Origin of the sequence: Mycolicibacillus koreensis, assembly GCF_002104795.1 — a bacterium.
Lineage (GTDB): Bacteria > Actinomycetota > Actinomycetes > Mycobacteriales > Mycobacteriaceae > Mycobacterium > Mycobacterium koreense.
In genome coordinates, this window is the sequence record NZ_NCXO01000049.1 from 1 (window position 1) to 26,103 (window position 26,103).

The window sequence follows — 26,103 nt, forward strand, 5'->3', positions numbered from 1 at the left end:
ACACCCTGACCTCAATGATCTACCTCTGCCTAGGAGGACTGCAGGTCACACTCCCCACAAGAACCTGAGGAGCCGCAACTATGTTCGATACCAAGGAGTCGTCCGCCGCAAAGATCCTCGACCGGGTCACCGCGGGGGCCCGCGCGGAGAACCGTGGTGCGGGGACGCGACTGGCCGCGATCGGCGACCTGGACACGCTGCGCTCCCGCGAGCACGCCGAGCGGGAACTGTGGACGATCGACAACGCCGCGGCCACCGTCGCGGAGGTGGCCGCGGCCCTGGGGATCGAACGCGGCCTGGCCGCCAACTACCTGTGGGACGCGCGCGCACTGCGGGACCGGCTGCCCAAGGTCGGGGCGCTGCTGTGCTCCGGGGAGATCAGCGCCCTGACGTTCCACATCCTCGTCTACCGCACCGATCTGATCACCGACCCGGAGATAATGGCCGCGGTGGACACCGCGCTGGCCGAGCGGATTCCGCGGTGCCCCAGACTGACCCGGCACCGGCTCTGCGGGCTGATCGACGCGATCATCGCCCGCGCCGACCGTGACGCGGTCCGCCGGCGCCGCGAACACCACACCGACCGGCATATCGTGATCACCCCGTTCATCGGCGGCGGCGCCGAGATCCACGGTCAGGTCACCGCGGTCGCGGGGCACGCCCTCGACGCGCGCCTCGACGCTCTGGCCGCCACGGTCTGCGAGCACGATCCGCGCACCCGCGACCAGCGCCGTGCCGACGCGATCACCGCGCTGGCCGCAGCGGCCGACCGGATGGCCTGTCACTGCGGACGCCCGGACTGCCCGGTGTCGAGGCGCCCTGCCGCGTCACCGGTGCTCATCCACGTCATCGCCGATCAGGGTGCCCTCGCCGGGGGCGCCGCGACCGCGTCGGTCGTGGGCAGCGACGCGATCATTCCCCCGGAGTTGCTGGCCGAGCTAGCCCGCGAGGCGCGCACGCGCACCCTTCACCACCCGGCGGACAGCCCGCCGGAGGCCGGGTACACGCCGTCGCGCGCACTGGCCGACTTCGTCCGCTGCCGCGACCTGACCTGCCGGTTCCCCGGCTGCGACGTGCCGGCCACCGAGTGCGACATCGATCATGTCGTCCCCTACCGGAACGGGGGCACCACCCACGCCTCCAACCTGAGCTGCAAATGCCGCACCCACCATCTTTTGAAGACGTTTCTGGCCTGGCGAGATCGGCAACTACCCGACGGCACCCTGATCTGGACCGCCCCCTCCGGGCAGACCTACGTCACCTTGCCCGGCAGCGCCCTGCTCTTCCCGAACCTGTGCGCCCCGACCGGCGAGTTGGCGCCGCCGCCACCACCGACCGCCGACCCGTCGCCGACCGACCGCACCCTGAAGATGCCGACCCGCCGGCACACTCGCGCCGAGGGTCACGCCCGCTACGTCGCCGCCGAACGGCGCCGCAACCGCGCCCGCCGACTCGCCCAGCCGCCGCCCATCGATCCCTGGGCCGGCACCGCCCCCGACTACGACGACGGCAGCGACCCGCCGCCGTTCTAGCCCGCCCCTGCCCCGATTAGCATCGTCGGGGACCGCACGCCCCCACCGCCCGAGGATCCCGCCATGCCCGCACCCGCCGGCCGCCGGCTGCTGGCCGCCGTGCTGCTCGTCGCCGCGGTCGGCGGGTGCTCATCGCCACCCTGCCCGGAGACCCTCGAACCGGGCACCCTGCTCAGCGCCGGGCCGCTGACCTCGGCGGCCGCGCTGCCCAGCGCGGGCGCCAACTACGCCATCAGCTACATCTCGGAGGATCCCCACGGCGACCCGGTGGCGGTCACCGGCACCGTGGCGATCCCGCCGACCCCGGCCCCCGACGGTGGTTGGCCGGTCATCAGCTGGGCGCACGGCACCACCGGCTACGCCGGGGTCTGCGCCCCGTCACTGGACTTCGACGGCGGTCCGGCCCACGGCTACCTGCAGGTGGTCACCCCCACACTGGACCACTGGGTGGCGGCCGGCTACGCGGTGGTGGCCACCGACTATCAGGGGCTGGGCGGCCCGGGCGGGGCGCCGTATCTCAACGGCTCCAGCGAAGCGGCCAACGTCATCGACATCGTCACCGCCGCCCGCCACCTGGAGCCGGGCCTGGCGACCGATTTCGTGACGATCGGCCACAGCCAGGGCGGGCAGGCCGCGCTGTTCACCGCGGCCACCGCCGCCGACCGCAACCCGGAGTTGGACCTGCGTGGTGCGGTGGCGATCGCGCCGGGCTCGGGATTCAGCACCATCTCCGAGGTGGTCGGTGCGGTCGAGCCCGCGATGCAACCGTTCCTGCCGGTGGTGGTGCTCGGCGCCGCCGTCGCCGACCCCGCCGTCGAGGTGGAGACGCTGTTCGCCCCACAGTTCGCGCCGTTCGTCGACGGCGCCCGCACCGGCTGCCTCGACCAACTCCGCGACCTCGACCCGGTGCCGGCCGGACAGGTCTTCGGCGTCGACGCCGACCTCGATGTGCTCAGCGAGTACCTGGCCCGCCAGGAGCCGGCCTCCGTGCGCCCGCACGTGCCGGTGCTCGTCGCGCAGGGCACCACCGACACCACGATTCCCCCGGAGCTCACCGACGCCCTGGTCGAGCACTACTGCGCGGAGGACATCACCGTGGACTACCGCCGCTACCCCGGTGCCGACCACCGCCGCAGCATCGCCGCCTCACTGGCCGACACCGAGTCGTTCGTCGCCGATGCCCTGCAGGGAAAGACGCCGGCGAACACCTGCGGCTAGATCGGAACCGATCTTCTCCCCCGGTACCGAATGGACGAGGCTGCCGACCGGCCTTGGCGATCGTCACCGCGGTGGACGCGGTCGGCTGACTTTGTGCACCCACCGCGAGTAGGTTTGATCCATGCCTGCACCCTCTGCCACCGACTTCGACCGGCTGCGCCGCCTGGTCGCCATCGACGACCCCGACGCCCGGCCGTCCAAAACCCTCACCGAGGTGTTCACCGGTACCGAGCTCACCACGATCCCGATCGGCACCGCCGACGACGTCGCCGCCGCGTTCACCAAAGCCCGCGCCGCGCAGGCCCGTTGGGCCGCCCGGCCGGTCAAGGAACGTGCCGCGATCATCGAGCGCTTCCGGGACCTGGTCATCGCCAACCGGGACTTCCTGATGGACGTCGCGCAGGCTGAAACCGGCAAGGCCCGCTCGGCGGCGCAAGAAGAGATCGTGGACATGATCCTCAACGCCCGCTACTACGCGCGGCAGGCGCCGAAGCTGCTCAAACCGAAACGGGTGGCCGGCCTTCTGCCCGGCATTGTCAAAACCGTCGTCACCCCCGCGCCGAAGGGGATCGTCGGGGTGATCGCGCCGTGGAACTATCCGATGGCGCTGTCGATCTCCGATTCGATCCCGGCGCTGCTGGCCGGCAACGCCGTGGTGGTCAAACCGGACAGCCAGACCCCGTACTGCACCCTGGCCAACGCGGAACTGCTGTACCAGGCGGGGCTGCCGCGCGAGTTGTTCGCGGTGGTGCCCGGGCCCGGTTCGGTAGTCGGCACCGCGATCGTGGAGCGTTGCGACTACCTGATGTTCACCGGTTCGAGCGCGACCGGCCGGACCCTGGCCGAACAGTGCGGCCGGCGCCTGATCGGGTTCTCCGCCGAGCTCGGCGGCAAGAACCCGATGATCGTCACCCGCGGCGCCGACCTCGACGAGGTCGCCAAGGCCGCCACCCGGGCGTGCTTCTCCAACGCCGGCCAGCTGTGCATCTCGGTGGAACGCATCTACGTCGAGCGGCCGATCGCCGAGGAGTTCACCGCCAAGTTCGCCGAGCGGGTGCGGGCGATGAAGCTGGGGCCCGCCTACGACTTCACCACCGACATGGGCTCGCTGATCTCCGAAGACCAGATCAAAACGGTCACCGGGCACCTCGACGACGCGAAGGTCAAGGGCGCCACCGTGGTCGCCGGTGGCAATGTTCGCCCCGACCTGGGCCCGTTGTTCTTCGAGCCGACCGTGCTCACCGAGGTCACCGACGAGATGGAGTGCGGCCGCAACGAGACGTTCGGCCCGCTGGTGGCGATCTACCCGGTCGACGACGTGGAGGAGGCGATCGCCCGCGCCAACGACACCGAATACGGCCTCAACGCCAGTATCTGGGCGGCCAGCAAAGCCGAGGGGGAGGCGATCGCCGCCCGCATCGACGCCGGCACCGTCAACGTCGATGAGGGGTATGCGCTCACCTTCGGCTCCACCGCCGCGCCGATGGGCGGCATGAAGGCCTCCGGGGTGGGGCGTCGGCACGGCCCGGAGGGGTTGCTGAAATACACCGAGCCGCGCACCGTGTCGACCGCGCGGGTCCTCAACCTCGACCCGCCGCTGGGGATCCCGCAGACCTTCTGGCAGAAGGCGTTCACCCCGATGATCCGGGCGGTGCAGGCACTGCCCGGTCGGTGACCGGCGCCGTAGGGAGACCGAAGACGCGCGCCGCGTTGGCGTGCAGGTAGTCGTCGCGGGCCTGGTCGCTGAGCCCCAGCTCGTCGAGCCCGTCGAGGGCGTGCGCGTGGCCGATCATCGGATAGTTGGTGCCGAAGAGCACCTTGCGCTGCCCGGTCCCGGTCTTCATGAACCCGACCAGTTCCGGCGGCAGCCGCCGGGTGGTGTAGGCGGAGGTGTCGATGTAGACGTTCTCGTGTTTGCGGGCCACCGCGATCATCTCCTCGGTCCACGGATATCCGACGTGCCCGCAGACCACGGTCAGCTCCGGGAAGTCGAGGGCGATCTGGTCGATGTAGGGGATCGGCCGGCCGGTCTCCGACGGCCGCAGCGGACCGGTGTGGCCGACCTGGGTGCAGAACGGGACGCCGAGGTGAACGCATTCGGCGAACAGCGGATAGTAGCGACGATCGGTGGGCGCGGCGTTCCACAGCCACGGCACCACCCGCAGGCCGACGAAACCGTCGTCGGTCACCCGGCGGCGCAGCTCACGCACCGCCGCCATCGGCCGGTCCAGGTCCACACTGGCCACCCCGGCGAACCGGTCGGGGTGCGCGCGCACCCAGTCGGCGACCTCGTCGTTGGAGACCAGCTCCCCGCGCGGCCCGCACCAGGCGCTGAGCAGCCCGAACCCGACGTCGCCGGTGTCCATCGACGACAGTGTAGTCGCCACCGGGATGTCGGTCTCGGGGATCGTCGCGCCGGTCCACCGGCGCAGCGACGCCAGCATGTCGTCGGCGAGGAACCGCCGGGTCGGATGCTGCATCCACACGTCGATCGTCATCGACGGCCAGCGTAACCCCGGTTCAGCGGTCCCGGATGTCGTCGAGGCGGTGGGTGGCGGCCTCGAACCCGGCGACCAGGTCGGCGATGATGTCGGCGGCCGGGCGGATCTCGGTCATGGCCCCGACGATCTGGCCGGCCGGCATCGCCACCGTGGTGGGGTCGCCGGATTGGGCCATCCGGGCGTGGGCCTGCCCGACCAGGATGTTCTGCAGCGGCATCGGCAGCGGATCGGGTGCGTCGTCGGCGTCCCACGCGTCGGTCCAGCGGCTTTTGAGTAGCCGGGCCGGTTTGCCGGAGTAGATGCGGCGGCGCACGGTGTCCGCGGAGGTGGCCGCCAGCAGCGCCTGCTGGACCACCGACGCCCCGGACTCGCCGCGCACCCCCAGGTCGTATTCGGCGGCGGTGAGAAACGCCGAGCCCATCCAGACGCCGGAGGCGCCCAGCGCCAGCGCGGCGGCCACCTGCCGGCCGGTGCCGATGCCGCCGGCGGCGAGCACCGCGGCCCGGTCGCCGACCGCGTCGACGATCTCCGGCCACAACACCATCGAGGCGATCTCGCCGGTGTGCCCGCCGGCCTCGTAGCCCTGGGCCACCACGATGTCCACCCCGTTGGCGACATGGCGGCGGGCATGCTCGGCGGACCCGGCCAGGGCGGCCACCGGCACACCGGCGTCGTGGGCCTGGGTGATCACGTCGTTGGGCGGGGAGCCCAGGGCGTTGGCGATCAGCGCGATCGGGTGGCGCAGCGCCACCTCCACATGCGAGCGGGCCACCGAGTGCAGCCAGCCCAGCACGCCGGCGGACTCACCGGCGTCGCCGGACAGCGGCGGCACCCCCAGCTCGGTCAGCGTCTTGTCGACGAAGGCGCGGTGGGCTGCGGGGATGAGCTTGTCGATGTCGACCGCGCTGCCCTCGGTGGGCACCTTGGCCGGCATCACGATGTCCACGCCGTACGGCTTGCCGTCGGTGTTGGCGTCCATCCAGTCCAGCACCGCGTCGAGTTCGTCGGCCTCGTTGAACCGGACGCAGCCGAGCACCCCGAGCCCCCCGGCCCGGCTGACCGCCGCGGCGACCTTCTCCGAGGGGGTGAACACGAAGATCGGGTAGCTGATGCCGAACTTCTCGCTCAGGGCGGTGTGCATCAGCGCTCCTGGGCGTGTTTGGCGTGCACCTCGTCGGCGGGGCGGGCCTCGGTGCACTCCTTGGCCCACCGGTAGTCCGGTTTGCCGGCCGGGGAGCGCTTCACCTCGTCGACGAACCACACGCTGCGCGGCACCTTGTAGCCGGCGATCTCCGAGCGCACGAAGGCGTCGAGGTCGGCCAGGCTGGGACGCGCGCCGGGGCGGGCCTGCACCACCGCGGCCACATGCTGGCCGTACCGCGGGTCGGGCACCCCGACCACCAGTGCGTCGAACACGTCGGGGTGGCCCTTGAGCGCGGCCTCGACCTCCTCGGGGTAGATCTTCTCCCCGCCGGAGTTGATCGAAACCGACCCGCGCCCGAGCATGGTGACGGTGCCGTCGGCCTCGACCTGGGCGTAGTCGCCGGGGATGGCGTAGCGCACCCCGTTGATGGTGCGGAACGTCTCGGCGGTCTTCTTCTCGTCCTTGTAGTAGCCGACCGGGATGTGGCCGCGCTTGGCGATGATGCCGCGCACCCCGGAGCCGGGCACCACCTCGTTGCCGTCGTCGTCGAGCACGACGGTGGTCTTGTCGATCGTCACCCGCGGGCCACCGGTGTGGGCCGCGCCCTTGGCGACGATGCTGGTGCCCCCGAAGCCGGTCTCAGAAGACCCGATCGAGTCGGTGATGATCCGGTTGGGCAACAAATCCAGCAGCTTCTCCTTGATCGACGGGGAGAACAGTGCCGCGGTCGAGGCCAGCAGGAACAGCGACGAGAGGTCGTAGTCCTCGCCGCGCTCCTCGGCGGCCAGCAGCGCGTCGAGCAGCGGGCGGCCCATCGCGTCGCCGGTGAAGAACAGCAGGTTGACCTTGTGGTCGTGGATGGTGCGCCACACCTGCTCGGGGTCGAACTCGGGTGCCAAGACGACGGTCTGGCCGGAGAACAGCGACATCCAGGTCGCCGACTGGGTGGCGCCGTGGATCATCGGCGGGATCGGGTGGCGCACCATCGGGGGGTTGGCGGCGGCCTGTTTGGCCAGGTCGTATTCGTCGGCGACCGGCTCGCCGGTGGCGAAGTCGGTGCCGCCGAACAGCACCCGGTAGATGTCCTCGTGGCGCCACATCACGCCCTTGGGGAACCCGGTGGTGCCGCCGGTGTAGAGCAGGTAGATGTCGTCTTCGCTGCGCGGGCCGAAGTCACGTTCGGGCGAGCCGGCCGCCAGCGCCGCCTCGAACTCCACGCCGCCGTAGCGGGCGAAGTCGGCGTCGGAGCCGTCCTCGACGACCAGGATGGTGGTGACGTTGGGGGTGTCGGGCAGCACGTTGGCCACCCGGTCGGCGTACTGGCGCTCGTGCACCAGCGCGACCATGTCGGAGTTGTCGAACAGGTAGCGCAGCTCCCCCTCGACGTAGCGGAAGTTGACGTTGACCAGGATCGCGCCGGCCTTGACGATGCCCAGCATCGCGATGACGATCTCGATGCGGTTGCGGCAGTACAACCCCACCTTGTCGTCCTTCTTCACCCCCCGGTCGATCAGGTAGTGCGCCAGACGGTTGGCCTTCTCCTCCAGCTGCGCGTACGTCAGCTGCTCGTCGCCGCAGATCAGGGCGACACGGTCGGGAACAGCGTCGATAGCGTGCTCGGCGAGATCAGCAATATTGAGAGCCACGACACACAAACTAGAACGTGTTACATTTCGATTTCAAGTTCGGCAGCGAACCCCGGGAAGAACCCCAGGAAGGCGGGCAGCGGTGGGCGAGACGCACGCACTGGTTGAGCAGCGCGGACATACCCTGATCGTGACGCTGAACCGGCCGGAGGCGCGCAACGCGCTCTCCTCGGAGATGATGGCGATCATGGTGGAGGCCTGGGACCGGGCCGACGCCGACGACGACATCCGTTCGGTGATCCTCACCGGCGCCGGCGGCTACTTCTGCGCCGGCATGGATCTGAAGACGGCGAAGGCCAAACCGCCGGGCGACTCGTTCAAGGACGGCAGCTACGACCCGTCGCGCATCGACGCGCTGCTCAAGGGGCGCCGGCTGAAAAAGCCGTTGATCGCCGCCGTCGAGGGCCCCGCGATCGCCGGGGGCACCGAGATCCTGCAGGGCACCGACATCCGGGTCGCCGGGCAGAGCGCGAAGTTCGGGATCTCCGAGGCCCGCTGGAGCCTGTATCCGATGGGCGGCTCCGCGGTGCGCCTGGTGCGCCAGATCCCCTACACCCTCGCCGCCGACCTGCTGCTGACCGGGCGGCACATCAGCGCGGCCGAGGCCCACACGATGGGACTGATCGGCTACGTCGTGCCCGACGGGCAGGCGCTGGAGAAGGCGCTGGCGATCGCCGAGCAGATCAACGCCAACGGCCCGCTGGCGGTGCAGGCGATGCTGCGCACCATCCGGGAGACCGAGGGGATGGCCGAGAACGACGCGTTCGCCCTCGACACCCGCATCGGCATCGAGGTGTTCTTGAGCGACGACGCCAAGGAGGGCCCGCGGGCCTTCGCCGAGAAGCGTCCCGCCCAGTTCAAGGGCCGCTGATGCTGGTCGCGGTGACCGGCGGGACCGGTTATGTGGGCGCGCACACCGTCAAGGCGCTGCTGGAGGCCGGTCACGCGGTGCGGCTGCTGGTGGCGCCGGGCTGCGCCGACGAGCCGGTCATCCCGCGGCTGGCCGAACTCGGTGAGCTGACCACCCTCGACGGGGACATCCGCGCCGACGACACCGTCACCGCCCTGCTCGACGGCGCCGACGCGGTGCTGCACGCCGCCGGGGTGGTCGGCACCGACGACCGGCGGGCGAAGCTGATGTGGGAGATCAACGCCCACGCCGCCGAGGCGATCCTGACCCGCGCCGCCGAGGCGGGACTGGACCCGATCGTCACCGTATCCAGCTACAGCGCGATGTTCCCCCCGCCGGACGGGGTGATCGGGCCGGACACCCCCACGGTGGCCGGGCGCAGCGCCTACGCGCGCACCAAGGGCTACGCCGACCGGGTCGCCCGCGAGCTGCAGGCCGACGGCGCCCCGGTGGTCATCACCTATCCGTCGAGCGTGGTCGGTGCGGCGTTTCACACCGCCCCCGGGGCCACCGAGGCGGGCTGGGCGCCGATCACCCGGTTGCGGGTGGCGCCGCGCCTGCGCGGCGGGATGGCGATGATCGACGTCCGCGATGTCGCCGCGGTGCACACCCGCGCGATGGTGGCCGGCCGCGGCCCGCACCGCTACGTCTGCGGCGGGCCGATGGTGGAGTTCAACGACATGATCGCCGCGGTCGAGGCCGGTCTCGGGCGCCCGATCCGGCGGTTCCCGGTCACCCCGGCGATGTTCCGCGCGGCGGGTCGGCTGGCCGATCTGGCGGGGCGGTTCCTGCCGATCGACACCGGGTTCAGCTACGAGGCGGCCTGGCTGCTCACCGAGGGCACCCCCACCGACGACACCACGACGCTCGCCGATCTGGATCTGAGCTGGCGCTCACCCACCGAGGCGATCACCGCCTCGCTGCGCGGTTGACCCCGGCTGGCCCCGGCTAACCCAGCACCGGCCGGGTGGGGGTGAACTCCACCGGCATCGCCTCCGGGCCGACGACGAAGTTCGCCCGCCGCAGCGGTAGCGGGTCCTCGCTGGCCAGCCGCAGGTCCGGCAACCGCTGGGCCACCCGGTGGGTCATCATCGTCAACTCCTGGCGGGCCAACTGGTTGCCGAGGCAGAAGTGGGTGCCGAACCCGAACGCCAGGTGAGCGTTGGGGTCGCGGCCGATGTCGAAGCGCTCCGGGTCGCCGAAGACCGCCTCGTCGAAGTTCGCCGACTCGAACATCAGCAGGATCTTCTCCCCGGCGTGCAGCCGGGTGCCGTGATAGTCGATGTCGCGGGTGAGGGTGCGGGCCATGTTCTTCACCGGGGTGGTCCAGCGCAGCATCTCCTCGATGGCGTCGGGCAGCAGATCCAGGTCGCGGTAGAGCCGGTCCCACTGGTCGCGGTTGCGCAGCAACGCCTCGGTGCCGCCGGACAGGGTGTGCCGGGTGGTCTCGTCGCCACCGATGAGGATCAGCAGCGTCTCGGAGACGATCTGCTCGTCGGTGAGGCGTTCACCGTCGACCTCGGCGTGCACCAGCACGCTGGTCAGGTCGTCGGTGGGTTCGGCGCGGCGCTGCGCGATCGTGGCCATGCAGAATTCGGTGTAGGCCAGGTTGGCGTCAATCGACGCCTGCCAGTCGGTCTCCTCCACCGTCGAGGACAGCGCGCACACCAGGTCGTCGGACCACTTCAGCAGCGTGTCACGGTCCTGCGGGGCAACCCCCAGCATGTCGCCGATGACCGCCATCGGCAGCGGGGCGGCCAGGTCGGCCACGAAGTCGCACTCACCGCGCTCGCAGACGTTGTCGATCAACGTGTCGATGATGGTGGCGATCGAGAACCGCTTGTCCTGAACCTGTTTGCGGGTGAACCCGGCGTTGACCAGTTTGCGCCGCTGCAGGTGCTCGGGGTCGTCCATGTCGATCATGTGCGGCAGCGCCGGAATCCCGGGCCGGATCCCGCCGGCGTTGGAGAACACCTCCGGGGTGCGTTCGGCCTCGATGACCGCCGCATAGGTCGCCGCCGCGGCCAGCCCGTTGCGGTCCCGAAAGATCGGCTGGTGTTCGCGCATCCAGCGGTAGGCCTGCCGTGCGGTGCCCGAGGCGTAGAAGCCCCCGTCGGTCAGGTCGATGTCCGGTGCGTCGGACACGAAAGCAGTCATGGCCGGGCCTTTCCGGGGTTCAGGGCGTCAGCGTGCGCGCGTCACCGAATGTCATCTCGACGTTGGCAGATGATTGGCTCGCCAGCGCCCGTTTCGGCAATCCGAGGCCGGCCAGTTCGGCCGCGTACGGATGGTCCCCGAGGCGCAGCCGCGCCCCACCCAACCGCGCCCGCATCCCCGAATTCCGCATCTGCCAGGGGATTTCGCGGGTAACGCCGTCGGTGTGGCTGTAGGTCTGCAACACCTGGGAGCGCGAGGTCAGCGCCGCCGGGATCGGCAGGCCCGCGGCGAAGTCGATGCCGGCGATCAACGCGCCGTTCTCGCGTACCTCGAAACCGAACCGCGGGGTCTCCCGCACGGTGAAGTCGGCCATGATCTTGGGGAAACCCCAGATCTGGCGCCCGGCCGCCAGCGTGAACGACTGGTCGACCGGCAGGTGGTGGATGAACGCCGCGGCCGTGGACAGCGCGCGGGGGCCGCGCCGGTGCACCCCGGGCGGGTTGACCATCAGCGCGGTCCCGAACTCGTGGTATCGGCCCAGATCCCCGTCGTGGTAACGGACCAGCATCAGCATCGCCAGCGCCCGGCCGGCGCGGTATCGGCAGACCTGCAGGCCGGAGTAGTCGATGAGTCGCTGTGCGGGGTCGGCGGGTACCGAGAAGATCGCCACGTGGGTGTCGGCGCGGCGGATCCGCACCGGCATGGTCAGCACGGTGTCGGCGATCGTGTATCGGGTGGGGGCGGTCATGGCCCCAATCTAGATCAGATCAGCCGGTGGAGATCAACGATGCCAACTCGGCGATCTGCTCGGTGCTGCGTGCGGTCACCACCATCATCGTCACCCCGGCGGCCTCCCACACCTTGATCTGCTCGCGCGCGTAGGCGATGTCGCCGACGATCACCGCGTCGTCGACCAGTTCGTCGGGGATGACGCGGGCGGCTTGTTCCTTGCCGTCCTTGTCTCCGCTGCGGAACAGCCGGGTGACGTCGTCGACGACCTCGCCGTATCCCATCCGGCGGTACACCTCGGCGTGGAAGTTGGTGTCCTCGGAGCCCATTCCGCCCATGTACAGCGCCAGATAGGGCTTGATGCCGGCGAACGCGGCGGCCCGGTCGTCGGTGATGACCACCTGGGCGGTCGCGCAGATCTCGAAGTCCTCGCGGCGCCGCCGCGCCCCGGGGCGGGCGAATCCCTCGTCGAGCCACTCGTTGTACATGTCGGCCAGCCGCGGGGTGTAGAAGATCGGCAGCCAGCCGTCGGCGATCTCGGCGGCCAGCGCGATGTTCTTCGGGCCCTCCGCGCCGAGCATGATCGGGATGTCGGCGCGCAGCGGGTGGGTGATCGGCTTGAGGCTCTTGCCCAACCCGGTGGTGCCCTCCCCGGTCAGCGGCAGCGGGTAGTGCGGTCCGGCGCTGGTGACCGGCGCCTCCCGCGCCCAGACCTGGCGCAGGATGTCGATGTACTCGCGGGTGCGGGCCAGCGGTTTGGGGAAACGCTGCCCGTACCAGCCCTCCACGACCTGCGGGCCGGAGACGCCCAGGCCCAGGATGTGGCGGCCGCCGCTGAGGTGATCGAGGGTCAGCGATGCCATCGCGCAGGCGGTCGGGGTGCGCGCCGACAGCTGCACCACCGAGGTGCCCAGCCGCAGCCGGGTGGTCGCCGATCCCCACCACGCCAGCGGGGTGAACGCGTCCGATCCCCAGGCCTCGGCGGTGAACACGGTGTCGAATCCGGCCTCCTCCGCCGCGGACACCAGCGTGGCGGTGCCCTCGGGGGGCGCCGCGCCCCAGTACCCCAGCTGCAGACCGAGCTTCATCGATGCACCTTCCCCGCGTTGCTTGCCACCGTTGTTAGAACCTGTTCTACTCGATGCCGTGACCGTCAGACAGAACCAGCCGGTGCAGATCGATCCGCATGAGCCGCCCCTCTCCGCGCCGTTACGGCTGTCCTTTGACTACACCCGTTCGGTGGGTCCGACCCTCGGGGCGTTTTTCACCGCGCTCCGTGAGCGTCGCATCGTCGGTGTCCGCGGCTCCGACGGGCGGGTCCTGGTGCCCGCCGCCGAATACGACCCCGTCAGCTACGAACCGCTGACGGAGATCGTACCGGTGGCCAGTGTCGGCACCGTCGAGTCGTGGACGTGGCAGTCCGAACCGGTCGACGGCCAGCCGCTGGAGCGCCCGTTCGCGTGGGCGTTGATCAAACTCGACGGGGCCGACACCGCGCTGCTGCACGCGGTCGACGCCGTCTTTGCCGAGAAGATCCACACCGGCGCGCGGGTCTGCGCACGTTGGGTCGACGAGCCGGTCGGGGCGATCACCGACATCGCCTACTTCACCCTCGGCGAGGAAGCCGCGGAACCGTTGCCGCCGAATCCGGCCGACCCGGTGTCGATGGTGATCACCCCGATCGCCCTGGAGATCGAGCATTCGGCCTCCCCCACCGAGAGCATGTATCTGCGCGCCCTCAAAGAGGGCCGCCTGCTCGGTTCCCGCACCGGCGCGGGGGGCAAGGTGTACTTCCCGGCGCGGGAGGCCGACCCGGCCACCGGAAAGCCCGCCACCGAACTGGTGGAGGTCGCCGACACCGGCACCATCACCACGTTCGCGATCATCAACATCCCGTTCGCCGGGCAGAGCATCAAACCGCCGTACGTGGCCGCCTATGTGCTGCTCGACGGCGCCGACATCCCGTTTTTGACGCTGGTCGCCGACATCGACGCCCACGAGGTGCGGATGGGCATGCGGGTGAAGGCGGTGTGGGCGCCGCGCGAGCAGTGGACCTACGGCATGGAGAACATCGAGTACTTCGCACCGACCGGGGAACCGGACGCCGACTACGACACCTACAAACACCACCTGTAGAGGGGACCTTCGGTCATGACTTCCCGCGATGTCGCGGTCGTGGGCTTCGCCCACGCCCCGCGTGTCCGCCGCACCGACGGCACCACCAACGGCGTCGAACAGTTGATGCCGTGTTTCGCCGCGCTCTACGACGAACTCGGCATCAACCAGACCGACATCGGGTTCTGGTGCTCCGGATCGTCGGATTACCTTGCCGGGCGCGCCTTCTCGTTCATCTCGGCGATCGACTCGATCGGGGCGGTGCCCCCGATCAACGAGTCGCACGTGGAGATGGACGCCGCCTGGGCGCTGTATGAGGCCTACATCAAGATCCTCACCGGTCAGGTCGACACCGCCCTGGTCTACGGGTTCGGCAAATCCTCGGCCGGGGTGCTGCGCCGGGTGCTGGCGCTGCAGACCGACCCGTACACGGTGGCCCCGCTGTGGCCGGACTCGGTGTCGATGGCCGGGCTGCAGGCCCGCGTCGGCCTGGACGCCGGGGCGTTCACCGCCGAGCAGATGGCGCAGGTGGCCCTCGACGCGATGACCGCCGCGCCGCGGGTGGACTCGGTGCCGGCGGCCACCAGCGTCGCCGAACTGCTGGACCGGCCGTTCTACGCCGACCCGCTGCGCCGCCACGACATCGCCCCGATCACCGACGGCGCGTCGGCGATCGTGCTCGCCGCCGGCGAGAGGGCCCGCGAGCTGCGCGAGCGCCCGGCCTGGATCACCGGGTTCGAGCACCGCATCGAAACCCCGGTGCTCGGCGCCCGCGAGCTGGCGACCTCGCCGTCGACGGCGGCGTCGGCGGCCACCGCCACCGGCGGGGACCCCGGCTCGATCGAGGTGGCCGAGCTGCACGCCCCGTTCAGCCATCAGCAGGTGATCCTCACCGAGGCGATCGGACTGGGCGAGCGGGCCCGGATCAACCCCTCCGGCGGGGCGCTGAGCGCCAACCCGATGTTCTCCGCGGGCCTGGAGCGCATCGGCTTCGCCGCCCGCCACATCTTCGCCGGGGAGGCGGGCCGGGTGCTGGCGCACGCCACCAGCGGCCCGGCGCTGCAACAGAACCTGATCGCCGTGATGGAGGGGCGCTAACACCATGGGCAAACAGCTGGCCGCGGTGCTCGGCACCGGGCAGACCAAATACACCGCCAAGCGCCTCGACGTGTCGATGAACGGGCTGGTGCGCGAGGCCGTCGACGCCGCCCTCGCCGACGCGGGGTCGACGTTCGCCGACATCGACGCCGTGGTGGTCGGCAAGGCGCCGGACTTCTTCGAGGGCTCGATGATGCCGGAGCTGTTCATGGCCGACGCGATGGGCGCGACCGGCAAACCGCTGATCCGGGTGCACACCGCCGGGTCGGTGGGCGGATCGACCGCGATCGTGGCGGCCAGCCTGGTGCAGTCGGGCAAATACCGTCGCGTGGTGGCGGTGGCGTGGGAGAAGCAGTCCGAGTCCAACGCCATGTGGGGGCTGTCGATCCCGGTGCCGTTCACCAAACCGGTCGGCGCCGGCGCCGGCGGCTACTTCGCCCCGCATGTGCGCGCCTACATCCGCCGCTCCGGGGCCCCGGAGCACATCGGGGCGCAGGTGGCGGTCAAAGACCGGCTCAACGGGGCGAAGAACCCGCTGGCGCATCTGCACCAGCCCGACATCACCGTGGAGAAGGTGATGGCCTCGCAGATGCTGTGGGACCCGATCCGCTACGACGAGACCTGCCCGTCCTCCGACGGGGCGTGCGCGGTGGTGATCGGCGACACCGCCGCCGCCGACGCGCGGGTCGCCGACGGCGCCCCGGTGGCGTGGATCCACGCCACCGCGCTGCGCACCGAGCCGCTGGCCTACGCCGGGCGCGACCAGGTCAACCCGCAGGCCGGCCGGGACGCCGCCGCGGCGCTGTGGCGTGACGCCGGGATCAGCGACCCGCTGGCCGAGATCGACGCCGCCGAGATCTATGTGCCGTTCTCCTGGTTCGAGCCGATGTGGCTGGAGAACCTCGGGTTCGCCGCCGAGGGCGAAGGCTGGAAGCTCACCGAGGCCGGGGAGACCGCGATCGGGGGGCGGCTGCCGGTCAACCCCTCCGGCGGGGTGCTGTCGAGCAACCCGATCGGCGCCTCGGGGATGATCCGGTTCGCCGAGGCCGCCATCCAGGTGATGGGCAAGGGCGGCGACCACCAGGTGCCCGGGGCCCGCAAGGCCCTCGGCCACGCCTACGGTGGGGGCTCGCAGTACTACTCGATGTGGGTTGTGGGAGCTGATAAGCCGTGAAGTACACCTGCAGCGTGGCGATGGGGCCGATCGACCAGCTGACGGCGTTGGCGCGCACCGCCGAGGAGGTCGGCTTCGACGCGATCGCACTGCCGGACTCGCTGTTTTTCATGGAGGCCGCGGCCGCGGACTACCCCTACACCGCCGACGGGTCGCGGATGTGGGACGAGAACACCCCGTGGGTGGACCCGCTGATCGCCGCCGCCGCGATGGGCGCGGTCACCACCGGGCTGCGGTTCTACACCAACGTGCTCAAACTGGGCTCACGCAACCCGCTGCTGCTGGCCCGCCAGGTCGGCTCGGTGGCCAACCTGACCGGCAACCGGTTCGGGTTCGGCGTCGGGATCGGGTGGGCGCCGGAGGAGTTCGAGTGGTGCGGGGTGCCCTATGCACGCCGCGGCGCCCGGGTGGACGAGATGATCGAGGTCATCAAGGCCGTGCTGGCCGGCGGCATGGTCGAACACCACGGCGAGTTCTTCGACTTCGACCGGCTGCAGATGAGCCCCGCGCCCACCGAGCCGGTGCCGTTCTACGTCGGCGGGCACACCGGTCCGGCGCTGCGGCGGGCCGCCCGGGTCGGGGACGGCTGGACGAGCGCGATGATGACGTGCGCACAGTTGGCCGAGACGATCAGCACCTTAGAGGGGCTGCGCGCCGAATACGGGCGCAGCGACACACCGTTCGAATATCAGGCGGTGTGCATCGACAAGTTCGACCTCGACGGGCACCGCGAGCTGGCCGCCGCCGGGGTCACCGACAACATCGTGGTGCCGTGGCTGCTCTACGGGCACGGCTTCGACGCCCCCCTGGTGGACAAGCAGGATGCGCTGAAGCGCTTCGCCGAGACGTTCATCCACTCCGGCTGGCAGGATTAGCGTCGGATTAGCTTCGCTCGGCATCGCACCGGGAAGCCGATTCGTCGGCGGCGGCGCTGAGATCGATGCCCCAGTGGACACACAGGCTCGTATACGGCGGTCTGTGTCCACTGGGGCATCGATCTCAGCAGCTTCACTCAGTCCGGCAGGGCGGCGAGGAACTCGGTGACCGCCGCGGTGAACGCCGCGGGCTGGTCGTAGGGCACGATGTGGCCGGCATCGGGCACGGTGACCAGCCGTGATCCCGGGGTCGCGGCGTGCGCGGCGGCCATCACCTCCGCGCTCACCAGCGGGTCGTTCGCGCCGCGCAGCCACAGCGTGGGCACGCTGAGGTCCGCCAGCGCCGGCAGCAGATCCAGTCGCATCGCCCGCGGGCCGTAGGCGTGGACCTGCCAGTCGTCCAACGCGGGTTCGCCGTGCCGGTTCTTCGCCCGCGCCTCGGCGGTCGCGTCGGCGACGATCGCGTCGAAGTCGGCGGTGTGCCGCCCGGCGGTGAGCTGGCCGGCCATCGACGTCGCGATGAGCCGTGGGAACCGCGCCAGCACGAAGCTGGTGGCGCGCAGCAGCCCCGGGGTGTGCAGGGCGGCCCAGGTGCCCAGCTGCGGTGGGCGGGTGGCGCCGAGCCCGCCGGGACCGGCGGCGACCAGGCCACGAACCCGGTCGGGGTGATCCAGCGCGGCGCCGATACCGATGCCGGCCCCCATCGACAACCCGATCACCACCACCGACGGCAACGCCAGCGCATCGAGCAGGGCCGGCAGGAACCGGCGGAAGAAGGCGTCATCGAGCACACCGCGCCAGGGCCGGCTGCCGCCGTGGCGGGGCAGATCGACCGCCACCACCCGGTGCTCGCCGGCCAGCGCGGGCCCCACCCGCCGCCACACCCCGGCGGCGGTGTCGAGCATCGCGCCGTGCAGCAACAACAGCACCGGGCCCCTCTGCCCGCCGGTGTAGACCCGCACCGGTCCGCCGGCCACGGTCACCTCGGTCGGTTCGGTGAACACCTCGCTCACGCGGCCCCCAGGGCCACCGCGGCGCGCCGCAGCGCGCGCACCCGCCACGACCAGCGTGGTCGGGGCTCCGCGACGCCCACCGTCGCGGCGGCCTTGTGCAACGCGTCCTCGATGACCGCGTCGTGCATCGGCCGCCAGATCAGCGGCCAACTCAGCCTCGCGCGCCCGGCGGTGTCCATCACCAGAGTGTGCCGCAGTTCGCGGCCGCCGGCGACGTGCTGCAGCACCCATTCGTGATGGCCGTGGAAGCCCGCCGGGCGGGTGAAGGCGAAGCGCACCGACCGTCCCGGCGCGTAGTCGGCGACCCGGTAGCCGATGGGCCCGTGCCCGCCGCGCGCGCCGCGCCCCAGCGGCCGGTCGAACCGCATCGCCGGCCACACCTCGTGGGGCCACAGCCGGTCGTCGTCACTGGCGAGGCCGTCGATCAGCGCTCCCAGGGTCGCGGCGTCGACGCGGTGAAAGACCCGGCGGTGACTGTTGAGAACTCGCATGACACTCCTCGATCTAGAGACTCTCATCTAATTCAATGTAGACGGTAGTCTCTACTTCATGCCGATGCCCGTCAAGTTCACCGCCGCGGAGTTCGTCGCCGCTGCGGTGCGCCTGGTGGTGGCCGGGGGCCCCGCGGCGGCGACCGCGGCCGCGGTCGCCGCCGCGGTGGGCGCCCCCAGCGGGTCGGTGTATCACCGGTTCCCGCGGCGCGCCGACCTGCTGGCGTCAGCCTGGATCGCGACGCTGCGGGATTTCCACGCGACGTTCCTGCCCGCACTGGACACCGCCGCGGACCCGGTCGCGGTCGGGGTCGCCGCCGCCCGCGCGGTGGTGGCCTGGAGCGTGGCCAATCCGCAGCCGGCGGCGCTGCTGGCCCGCTACGGCCGCTCCGATTTCATCGGCGCCGACTGCTCGCCGGCCGTGCGCGCCGAGGCCGACGCGCTCGACCGGCACCTGACCGAGGCGCTGGCCGGCCTGCTGGGGCGCTTTTCGGCCGCCGATCGCGACCGGGTGCTGTTGGCGGTGGTCGACGCGCCGCTGGCGCTGGTGCGCCGCAGCCTGGCCGCCGGCGGGCCGAGTGCGGCCACCGTGACACTGGCCGGCGAGGCCGCCGCGCGGCTGTTGGCGCCGCCGGCGGGGAACACCACGACAGACCCGCCGATATTGCATAACCGCGACGCAAAACTGTAACGTGTTCTAGTAGCCGTCGAGTGGAGGTAGCAGGCGAAATGAGCGAAGTTCGCGAGATCGACACCGGGACGCTGCCGGACCGGTACGCCCGGGGCTGGCACTGCGTCGGAATCGCCGACTCCTTCCGGGACGGCAAACCGCACGCGCTGCAGGCGTTCGGCCGCAAACTGGTGGTCTTCGCCGACTCCAAGGGTGAGTTGCACATCCTCGACGGCTACTGCCGGCACATGGGCGCCGACCTCACCCAGGGCACGATCAAGGGCGACGAGGTGGCCTGCCCGTTCCACGACTGGCGCTGGGGCGGGGACGGCAAGTGCAAGAAGGTGCCGTACTCCAAGCGCACCCCCAAGGCGGCGCGCACCCGCAGCTGGCCCACCGACGAGCGCGGCGGACTGCTGTTCATCTGGCACGACCACGAGGGCAACCCGCCGCAGCCGGAGGTCCGCATCCCGGAGATCCCCGAGGCGGAATCCGACGAGTGGACCGACTGGCGCTGGAACTCCATGGAGATCAACTCCAACTGCCGCGACATCATCGACAACGTCACCGATTTTGCGCACTTCTTCTACATCCACTACGGGTTGCCGACGTACTTCAAGAACGTCTTCGAAGGCCACATCGCCTCGCAGTACCTGCACAACGTCGGCCGCCCCGACATCACCGACATGGGCACCGCCTACGGCGACACCGAGTTGGACTCGGAGGCCTCCTATTTCGGGCCCTCGTTCATGGTCAACTGGCTGCACAACAAATACGGGCAGTTCAAGGCCGAGTCGATCCTGATCAACTGCCATTACCCGATCAGCCAGGACAAGTTCATGCTGATGTGGGGGGTGATCGTGCAGAAGCCCAAGGGCCTCGACGACGCCACCACCGACAAGCTCGCCGACGCCATGACCGACGGGGTGAGCAAGGGCTTCCTGCAGGACGTCGAGATCTGGAAACACAAGACCCGCATCGACAACCCGCTGCTGGTCGAGGAGGACGGTGCGGTCTATCAGCTGCGCCGCTGGTACCAGCAGTTCTACGTCGACGCCGCCGATGTCACCGCCGAGATGACCGACCGCTTCGAACTCGAGGTCGATCCGACTGCGGCCAACCAGAACTGGCAGGCCGAGGTCGACGCCAACCTGGCCGCGCAGGCGCAGGACAAGGAGAAGGCCGAGCAGGGTTCGGCCTAGTCCACCCATGAGCCCCCCGGACCAGCCGCGCCGCCCCAGCGCCGAGCAGATGGCGCGCTCGATGCTGTTCCTCTACGGCGGGCACGATGATGACGACGATCATCACCATGGTTCGTCGGGGCCGGGGTCGGGAACCTGGGCCAAGGCACCGAGTTTCGCCGACGACCCGCAGCGTGCGGCAGCGGTCGCTGAGGCCAGCCGCCGCGACCGGGAACGTTACCTGCGCGACGGATTGACCGAAATCAGCTGTCGCCGTTGCCATACCGATGTCGAAGTGAAGAAGCTCGGCCGAGGATATACCGCGGTTCAGTGGAATTCCACAGCGTCCCGACAATGCGCGTACTTCGCTGATCTGCGCGCCGCCGGCGAGGACTCCAGCCGGGCCCCGTCGTGCCCGTATCTGACCGACAGCATCAATCACGCGGTCGCCGAGGGTCTTCTGGTCGCCCCCGACGACGACTAGCCACTCACAGATCGGCGAAGCGTTCCCGCACCTGCTCGGCGGTGAGGCCGTAATCGGCTAGGGAGTATTCGTGTTTGGGGGCCCGCGGTCCCTTTCGGCTCGCCTCATGACTGGCGCGCATCGCCGCGGCCGCCTCGTCGGTGAACGGCAGAGAGAAGTGGGTATAGATCGCCTCGACGGTGGCCAGCGGGTCGGCGACGAAGTCGACGTAGTCGACGTCGTAGAACTGGGCCGGGTTGTGGCGGGCGCGTTCGTCGTTGAACCGCGCCAGCCCGCGCGACCAGGTCTCCATCTGATCGGCGCCGATCTGCGCCCCGGTGAACGCGTGAGACCAACCGGCGGTGGCGTTTTCGGCCAGCGAACACATCGACGCCATGATCGTCTCCGCCGGCCGGTGGCACTGCACCACCAGCGCGTCGGGGTAGGTGGCCATCAGCGCGTCGAGGGCGAACAGGTGACTGGGATTCTTCAGCACCCACCGCTTGTCGGCGTCGTTGAGCCCGATCAGAGCCAGGTTGCGCCGGTGCCGCGCGTAGGCCGGGCCCCAGTCCTGCCGGGCGAGCCATGCCGCGTAACCCGGCACGTGCGAGAGCGTCTCATAAGACACCGAGTGCAGCGACTGGCGCAGCAACTGCCAGCACTCCTCGAGTTCGTCGGCGGTCATGAAGTGCAACCCGGTGAACCCCGGGTTCTCCTCGTGGTGACGGGCGAACTGGGCCTGCAGCCCGGCGAAGACGGGGTTGGACTCCCAGGTGTGGCGCGGCGGGCGCGGCTGGGGGTATTCGGCGAGCCACATCTGCAGCCCCTGATGTGCGGGGTCGGCGCCGAGCAGCCGGTGCAGCGCGGTGGTGCCGGTGCGCGGCAGGCCGGTGACGAAGATCGGGCGCTCGATGGCCACCGTGGCGTACTGCGGGTGGGCGGCCCAGGACGCCTGCGACAGCAGCCGCGCCACCAGGGCGCCGCGCAGAAAGAACCGGTTCATCTTGCTGCCCAGCTCGGTCAGGCCGGCCTCGCTGCGGTAGGAGTCCAGCAGCACCCCCAGCGCCTCGCGATAGTTGTCGTCGTCGAGACCGAAGTCCTCCAGCCCGGTGAGCTTGGTCGCCGAGGCGTGCAGATCCTCGACCGTGCCGACATCGGTGCGTGGCTCGCCCATCAGTTCTTGTACTCCCCACAGTTGACGTCGAGGGTCTGGCCGGTGATGCCGCTGGCCAGGTCGCTGGCCAGAAACAGGATCGCCGAGGCGACCTCGTCCTCGGTGGGCAACCGGTTCAAATCGGAGGCCGCGGCGGTGGCGTTGTAGATCGCCTCCACCGTGGTGTTGTACTTGCCGGCCTGGTGGGTGAAGTACGACTTGAGCGTGGCGCCCCAGATATAGCCCGGCGCCACCGAATTCACCCGGATACCCCGGTCGCCGAGTTCGGAGGCCAGCGACTGCGACATGGCCAGCAGCGCGGATTTGGCCATCTTGTAGGCGCCGAACTTGGGTTGGGAGTGCCTGATCACCATCGAGTTGACGTTGACGACCGCCCCGGACGCCTCGGCGAGCGCCGGGGTGAAGCCCTGGATGAGGCGCAGCGAGCCGAGAACGCTGAGTTCGATGGCGTCACGGATATGAGCGAAACTGGTCTGCGCCAACGGCTTCATCGACGGCACTCGAAAGGCGTTGTTGATCACGACGTCGATGTGGTCGAACTCTTCGCCGGCCGCTGACACCAGGTTCGCCACCTGGTCGTCATCGGTGATGTCGGTCGGCACCGCCAGGGCGCGGGCCCCGGCGGCGCGTACCTGCTCGGCCACCTCCTCCAGCCGCTCCGCGGTGCGGGCGGCGAGCACCAGGTCGGCTCCCGCCTGGGCGCACCGCAGCGCCACCGTGGTACCCAGGGCGGGGCCGACCCCGCTGAGCACCACCACTTTTCCGTCGAGCAGTCCGGTCATCGGCTCACCCCAACATTCTGGTCGCGATCTGCTGCTGGCGCAGTGCGATCCGGTCGCGCCACATCGATTCCTCGATGCAGTTGGTCTCGTAGTACGGCAGCGCCGTCGGCAGATCGGCGAGGTTGAGCAGTTGCACGCCGGGGCCGTCGGCCTCGGTGAGCGCGCGGGAGAGTCGTTGCCAGCGGAACTGCAAAAAGCCCCGGCGGTGCCCGAGGGTCTCCACCCAGTTGGCCACCCCCGGGTTGGCGTCGGTGACCACGATCCGGATCTTGCCGTCCGGGTCGACCTGGGCCTGGGTGCCGTTGAGCGAGGTCTGGTGGTTGATGTAGTCCAGGGAGATGTACCAGCGGCTGCCGAGCTGGAATCCCAGGTACGGCGCGTCGGAGACGGGCACGGTGAGCACGAGCGCCTGGTCGTGCTCGAGGTCGAAGTGCCCCGCCGAGGAGTACTGGGTGGCCAGCCCACCGGGGGTCAGGCGCGGCGCGGACATCGTGTTGGCCGGCTGGTTGAGGTAGAACCACTCCGGGAAGGCCAGCCAGGTCTTGATCCGGCCCACCAACTGCTTTCCCGCCGCCGCATAGCGCTTCTCCAGCAGTCGCGCAGTCGGCTGGGGCGGTGCGGTGCCCGCGGTGTCGGTGCGGGCGATGGCGACCGTGCCGCGCTGCGCCGACCAGTCGTTGTAGACCTCACGGATCACCAACTGCGCCGGGACGGTCGGGGTGAACCGCCACTGGAACGACCCGTCGGCGGCGACGTCGAGTTCGCGGTCGTCGAAGGCCGCCTCGCTCGGCGGCACCTTGGAGTCGGTGTAGTCGCCGCCGATGAGTTGGAAGCTCAGATCGGTGGTGGTGCCCCGCACGCCGGTGACCACGTACTCGTGGCCGGGTGTCACCCGGGTGCCGAAGTACAGCGTGTCCGGGTTGTCCAGACCCTGCTTGGTGAACGGACCGGTGCCCGACAACAGGAACGGATGGTCGGGATCGTAGTGAAAAGCGCTGTGCACACAGGCCGCAACGCTCTGTGCCAGATACTGCAGACCTTCCAGCAGGTCATCCTCGGTCTCGATGTGCGGCGCTCGGGTCACCAGGTGTTCCGCCTCGGCGATCGCGTCGGTCAGCGGTTGGGTGTAGGCCACACCAACTCCTTACGGTTCCAATAATGTACCGTGATGGTTCAACTATCTACTGAAGACTAGAGCGCGGCGCATCGCGCGTCAACGCGGACGGAGCACAATGGCAGCCGGTTCGGGACGCACCTCCCCGCCGACCGGGCGGGTGCTCGCGGTGCTGGAGTTCCTCGCCGCTCACCCCGGCGAGCAATTCGGGCTCTCGGAGTTGACCCGCCGCCTGGAGTTGAGCAAGCCGACCTGCCTGGGCATCGTCACCACGTTGACCCGGTCCGGGTATGTGGTGCGCGACCCGGCCGCCAAGACCTATCGGCTGGGGCCCGCCCTCATCGCGCTGGGCCGGGCGGCCCAGGAGTCGATGCGCATCACCCCGGCCGCGCGCAGCGAACTGCAGCGACTGTGCGACCAGTTCTGTGCCACCACAGCACTTTCCGGGGTGATCGATGACCGAATCACCCTGTTGGAATTGGTGTGCGCCCCCGGCGTCACCGAACCGGCACGGGTGGGCCAGAGCTACCCGTTCGCCCCGCCGGTCGGGCTGATGTACGTGCTCTGGGACGATGCGGCGCTGCGCGCGTGGCTGGCCCGTCAACCGACCGTGCCGCTGCGCTCGGAGGGCGAGCGTCTCGAGCGCGTCGTCGCCGAATGCCGGGCCGACGGCTATCTGGTGGAGCGGTTGACCGCCGGAGGGCGACGGCTGTACGCGCTGATGGCGGGTCTTCCCAGCGAGCTGCCCGAGGAGTTGCGCGCGCTGTTGGGGGAGTTGGTCTCCGACATCGGGGAGCGGGTGTATCTGCGCGACGAGTCCGACGGCCGCAGCCGCCACGACATCAGCGTCATCTCGGCGCCGGTCTACGACCACCGGCAGCGCCCGGTGATGGTGGTGTCTCTGCACGTCGAGCGCGCACTGACCGACGGCGAGATCGCCACGTGGGCGCGCGGTCTGTTGCGAACCGCCGACGCGCTGACCCGACAACTCGGCGGCACCACACCAGCACTCTAGGAGGCACCCGATGGAAAAGGTCGTGATCGTCGCGCGGACCCACGATTTCGACGACTCGTGGTGCGCGCGGATGCGCGGGCCGGTCGCCGAGCGGCTTCTCGACCTGGATCTGCCGGGGGTGGCGGTCAACATCCGCGACGAGCCGGTGCGCGACGCCATGATGGCACTGACCACGCTGGATCCGCCGGCCGCGGCGGTGATCAGCCTGTGGACCCAACAGCATTACGGGCAACAGATCCGCGCCGCCATCGCCCTGATCGAGGCGGAATCGGAAGCGGCGGCGGCATATCTGGTGACCGAGTCGACGCCGATGCCGCCACCGGATCCCGGTGGCGGCGCACGCACCCCCGGACTGGCGAACGTGGCACTGCTGCGCCGGCCCGCCGAGTTGGATCACCCGACCTGGCTGCACCGCTGGCACGTCGACCACACCCCGGTCGCCATCGCCACCCAGGCGACGTTCGGCTACACCCAGAATGTGGTGGTCGGTGCGCTCACCGCCGGCGCGCCGGTCGTCGACGGCATCGTCGAGGAGTTGTTCCCCGACGCCGCGGTGTCCGACCCGTACGCGTTCTACGGCGCGGCCGACGACGCGGACCTGGCCGACCGGGTGGGACGACTTCTGGCCAGCGTCACCGCGTTCGGCGCGCACCGCGACATCGACACGGTGCCCACCAGCCGGTATGCGTTCCGGTCGCCGTTCCTCACGCGCACTGCTGCGACAGGGTGATCAACGCCTGCCGCACATGCGGGTGCCGGTTCAGGTAGGACAGCGCCGGGTTGGCCGCACCGGGGTCTTCCTGGCGTCCCTTCTCGTCCAGTTCGGCCCGGACGTCCGGGTGCCGGTTCAAATACGCGTCGATCGATTCGCCGACGGTCTGGTCGCACTGCGGGGCGGCGCTCACCGGGGGCGCGAACGCCACCGCCGCGGCGGCGACGGCACCGATCAGGCCTGCACGGAGTCGGTGGTCCATATCAACCAGCGGTACCCGCGGCCTGTTCGCGTTGGATTTCCAGGGCGATGTCGATGAGTTGGTCTTCCTGGCCGCCGATGAGTTTGCGCTGTCCGGCGCGGTGGAGCAGTTCGTGGGCGGGCACACC

The 26,103-nt window shown here is 70.2% G+C and carries 26 protein-coding genes and 1 pseudogene; 14 read left to right on the forward strand and 13 right to left on the reverse strand.

The window, feature by feature from the left end:
• The first annotated feature begins 80 nt into the window (after positions 1–80).
• The 3 genes from B8W67_RS16935 to B8W67_RS16945 all read left to right on the forward strand — a co-directional run bounded on the left by B8W67_RS16935 (position 81) and on the right by B8W67_RS16945 (position 4,425).
• Positions 81–1,532 (forward strand): HNH endonuclease signature motif containing protein, encoded by a 1,452-nt coding sequence (locus tag B8W67_RS16935; RefSeq protein WP_069393767.1) that lies wholly within the window; start codon positions 81–83, stop codon positions 1,530–1,532.
• Between the two features lie 63 nt (positions 1,533–1,595).
• Complete coding sequence (locus B8W67_RS16940; RefSeq protein ID WP_085305215.1) at positions 1,596–2,750, forward strand: alpha/beta hydrolase family protein; 1,155 nt, start codon at positions 1,596–1,598, stop codon at positions 2,748–2,750.
• A 121-nt stretch (positions 2,751–2,871) separates the two neighbouring features.
• Complete coding sequence (locus tag B8W67_RS16945; protein ID WP_069393769.1) at positions 2,872–4,425, forward strand: succinic semialdehyde dehydrogenase; 1,554 nt, start codon at positions 2,872–2,874, stop codon at positions 4,423–4,425.
• Here the strand turns inward: B8W67_RS16945 and B8W67_RS16950 are convergent.
• From B8W67_RS16950 to B8W67_RS16960, 3 genes are read right to left on the reverse strand one after another with little or no spacing between them, the layout of a single operon-like run.
• A complete protein-coding gene (locus B8W67_RS16950) occupies positions 4,382–5,248 on the reverse strand; it encodes an amidohydrolase family protein (protein WP_069393770.1) in 867 nt (288 codons plus the stop codon). The genes B8W67_RS16945 and B8W67_RS16950 overlap by 44 nt on opposite strands.
• A 22-nt stretch (positions 5,249–5,270) precedes the next feature.
• Positions 5,271–6,392: an NAD(P)H-dependent flavin oxidoreductase gene (locus B8W67_RS16955; RefSeq protein WP_069393771.1), complete on the reverse strand. Its 1,122-nt coding sequence runs from the start codon at positions 6,390–6,392 to the stop codon at positions 5,271–5,273.
• A complete protein-coding gene (locus B8W67_RS16960; RefSeq protein ID WP_069393772.1) occupies positions 6,392–8,041 on the reverse strand; it encodes a medium/long-chain-fatty-acid--CoA/3-oxocholest-4-en-26-oate--CoA ligase in 1,650 nt (549 codons plus the stop codon). Before B8W67_RS16960 ends, B8W67_RS16955 begins: the two co-directional genes overlap by 1 nt.
• An 82-nt stretch (positions 8,042–8,123) precedes the next feature.
• On the opposite strand from B8W67_RS16960, the gene B8W67_RS16965 reads away from it, so the two are divergent.
• Both B8W67_RS16965 and B8W67_RS16970 read left to right on the forward strand, forming a co-directional pair.
• Positions 8,124–8,912 (forward strand): crotonase/enoyl-CoA hydratase family protein, encoded by a 789-nt coding sequence (locus B8W67_RS16965; protein WP_069393773.1) that lies wholly within the window; start codon positions 8,124–8,126, stop codon positions 8,910–8,912.
• Positions 8,912–9,883, forward strand: a complete 972-nt coding sequence (locus tag B8W67_RS16970) for an NAD-dependent epimerase/dehydratase family protein (RefSeq protein ID WP_069393774.1) — start codon at positions 8,912–8,914, stop codon at positions 9,881–9,883. Before B8W67_RS16965 ends, B8W67_RS16970 begins: the two co-directional genes overlap by 1 nt.
• Before the next feature lie 16 nt (positions 9,884–9,899).
• Here the strand turns inward: B8W67_RS16970 and B8W67_RS16975 are convergent, their stop codons facing one another.
• From B8W67_RS16975 to B8W67_RS16985, 3 genes are read right to left on the reverse strand one after another with little or no spacing between them, the layout of a single operon-like run.
• The gene (locus B8W67_RS16975; protein WP_163797344.1) at positions 9,900–11,096 is read right to left on the reverse strand and encodes a cytochrome P450; all 1,197 of its coding nucleotides are present in this window, start codon (positions 11,094–11,096) and stop codon (positions 9,900–9,902) included.
• 31 nt (positions 11,097–11,127) lie between these two features.
• Positions 11,128–11,856: an acetoacetate decarboxylase family protein gene (locus tag B8W67_RS16980; RefSeq protein WP_069393776.1), complete on the reverse strand. Its 729-nt coding sequence runs from the start codon at positions 11,854–11,856 to the stop codon at positions 11,128–11,130.
• A gap of 19 nt (positions 11,857–11,875) precedes the next feature.
• Positions 11,876–12,925 (reverse strand): LLM class F420-dependent oxidoreductase, encoded by a 1,050-nt coding sequence (locus B8W67_RS16985; RefSeq protein WP_069393777.1) that lies wholly within the window; start codon positions 12,923–12,925, stop codon positions 11,876–11,878.
• A 58-nt stretch (positions 12,926–12,983) separates the two neighbouring features.
• On the opposite strand from B8W67_RS16985, the gene B8W67_RS16990 reads away from it, so the two are divergent.
• From B8W67_RS16990 to B8W67_RS17005, 4 genes are read left to right on the forward strand one after another with little or no spacing between them, the layout of a single operon-like run.
• The gene (locus B8W67_RS16990) at positions 12,984–13,973 is read left to right on the forward strand and encodes a Zn-ribbon domain-containing OB-fold protein (RefSeq protein WP_069393778.1); all 990 of its coding nucleotides are present in this window, start codon (positions 12,984–12,986) and stop codon (positions 13,971–13,973) included.
• Between the two features lie 15 nt (positions 13,974–13,988).
• Positions 13,989–15,050 (forward strand): thiolase family protein, encoded by a 1,062-nt coding sequence (locus B8W67_RS16995; protein ID WP_085305217.1) that lies wholly within the window; start codon positions 13,989–13,991, stop codon positions 15,048–15,050.
• Between the two features lie 4 nt (positions 15,051–15,054).
• On the forward strand, positions 15,055–16,224 hold the full coding sequence (locus B8W67_RS17000; RefSeq protein ID WP_069393780.1) for a thiolase family protein: 1,170 nt from the start codon (positions 15,055–15,057) through the stop codon (positions 16,222–16,224).
• Complete coding sequence (locus B8W67_RS17005) at positions 16,221–17,099, forward strand: TIGR03619 family F420-dependent LLM class oxidoreductase (protein ID WP_069393781.1); 879 nt, start codon at positions 16,221–16,223, stop codon at positions 17,097–17,099. The genes B8W67_RS17000 and B8W67_RS17005 overlap by 4 nt, the downstream gene beginning before the upstream one ends.
• Positions 17,100–17,236: 137 nt before the next feature.
• Here the strand turns inward: B8W67_RS17005 and B8W67_RS17010 are convergent, their stop codons facing one another.
• Together B8W67_RS17010 and B8W67_RS21165 are read right to left on the reverse strand one after the other, a co-directional pair.
• A complete protein-coding gene (locus tag B8W67_RS17010; protein ID WP_234806804.1) occupies positions 17,237–18,112 on the reverse strand; it encodes an alpha/beta fold hydrolase in 876 nt (291 codons plus the stop codon).
• Complete coding sequence (locus B8W67_RS21165; RefSeq protein WP_069393783.1) at positions 18,109–18,603, reverse strand: hypothetical protein; 495 nt, start codon at positions 18,601–18,603, stop codon at positions 18,109–18,111. Before B8W67_RS21165 ends, B8W67_RS17010 begins: the two co-directional genes overlap by 4 nt.
• 58 nt (positions 18,604–18,661) lie before the next feature.
• On the opposite strand from B8W67_RS21165, the gene B8W67_RS17015 reads away from it, so the two are divergent.
• From B8W67_RS17015 to B8W67_RS17025, 3 genes are read left to right on the forward strand one after another with little or no spacing between them, the layout of a single operon-like run.
• Positions 18,662–19,294 (forward strand): TetR family transcriptional regulator, encoded by a 633-nt coding sequence (locus B8W67_RS17015; RefSeq protein WP_069393784.1) that lies wholly within the window; start codon positions 18,662–18,664, stop codon positions 19,292–19,294.
• A 38-nt stretch (positions 19,295–19,332) separates the two neighbouring features.
• A complete protein-coding gene (locus tag B8W67_RS17020; protein ID WP_069393785.1) occupies positions 19,333–20,475 on the forward strand; it encodes a 3-ketosteroid-9-alpha-monooxygenase, oxygenase component in 1,143 nt (380 codons plus the stop codon).
• A 7-nt stretch (positions 20,476–20,482) separates the two neighbouring features.
• A complete protein-coding gene (locus tag B8W67_RS17025) occupies positions 20,483–20,938 on the forward strand; it encodes a hypothetical protein (protein WP_069393786.1) in 456 nt (151 codons plus the stop codon).
• A 4-nt stretch (positions 20,939–20,942) separates the two neighbouring features.
• On the opposite strand, the gene B8W67_RS17030 is transcribed toward B8W67_RS17025, so the two are convergent.
• From B8W67_RS17030 to B8W67_RS17040, 3 genes are read right to left on the reverse strand one after another with little or no spacing between them, the layout of a single operon-like run.
• Positions 20,943–22,091: a sulfotransferase family protein gene (locus tag B8W67_RS17030; protein WP_085305221.1), complete on the reverse strand. Its 1,149-nt coding sequence runs from the start codon at positions 22,089–22,091 to the stop codon at positions 20,943–20,945.
• The gene (locus B8W67_RS17035) at positions 22,091–22,873 is read right to left on the reverse strand and encodes an SDR family oxidoreductase (RefSeq protein WP_069393788.1); all 783 of its coding nucleotides are present in this window, start codon (positions 22,871–22,873) and stop codon (positions 22,091–22,093) included. Before B8W67_RS17035 ends, B8W67_RS17030 begins: the two co-directional genes overlap by 1 nt.
• 4 nt (positions 22,874–22,877) lie before the next feature.
• Positions 22,878–24,008, reverse strand: a complete 1,131-nt coding sequence (locus B8W67_RS17040) for a hypothetical protein (protein WP_069393789.1) — start codon at positions 24,006–24,008, stop codon at positions 22,878–22,880.
• Between the two features lie 97 nt (positions 24,009–24,105).
• Between B8W67_RS17040 and B8W67_RS17045 the strand changes: the two genes are divergently transcribed.
• On the forward strand, positions 24,106–25,002 hold the full coding sequence (locus B8W67_RS17045; protein ID WP_085305223.1) for an IclR family transcriptional regulator: 897 nt from the start codon (positions 24,106–24,108) through the stop codon (positions 25,000–25,002).
• A gap of 10 nt (positions 25,003–25,012) precedes the next feature.
• Positions 25,013–25,732, forward strand: coding sequence for an EthD domain-containing protein (locus B8W67_RS17050; protein WP_085305225.1), 720 nt, complete (start codon positions 25,013–25,015; stop codon positions 25,730–25,732).
• Here the strand turns inward: B8W67_RS17050 and B8W67_RS17055 are convergent.
• Together B8W67_RS17055 and B8W67_RS17060 are read right to left on the reverse strand one after the other, a co-directional pair.
• On the reverse strand, positions 25,707–25,976 hold the full coding sequence (locus B8W67_RS17055) for a heme-binding protein (RefSeq protein ID WP_069393792.1): 270 nt from the start codon (positions 25,974–25,976) through the stop codon (positions 25,707–25,709). The two genes, B8W67_RS17050 and B8W67_RS17055, sit on opposite strands and share 26 nt — an antisense overlap.
• A gap of 1 nt (position 25,977) precedes the next feature.
• Positions 25,978–26,103: pseudogene (locus tag B8W67_RS17060) on the reverse strand (4-hydroxy-2-oxovalerate aldolase); the annotation flags it as partial.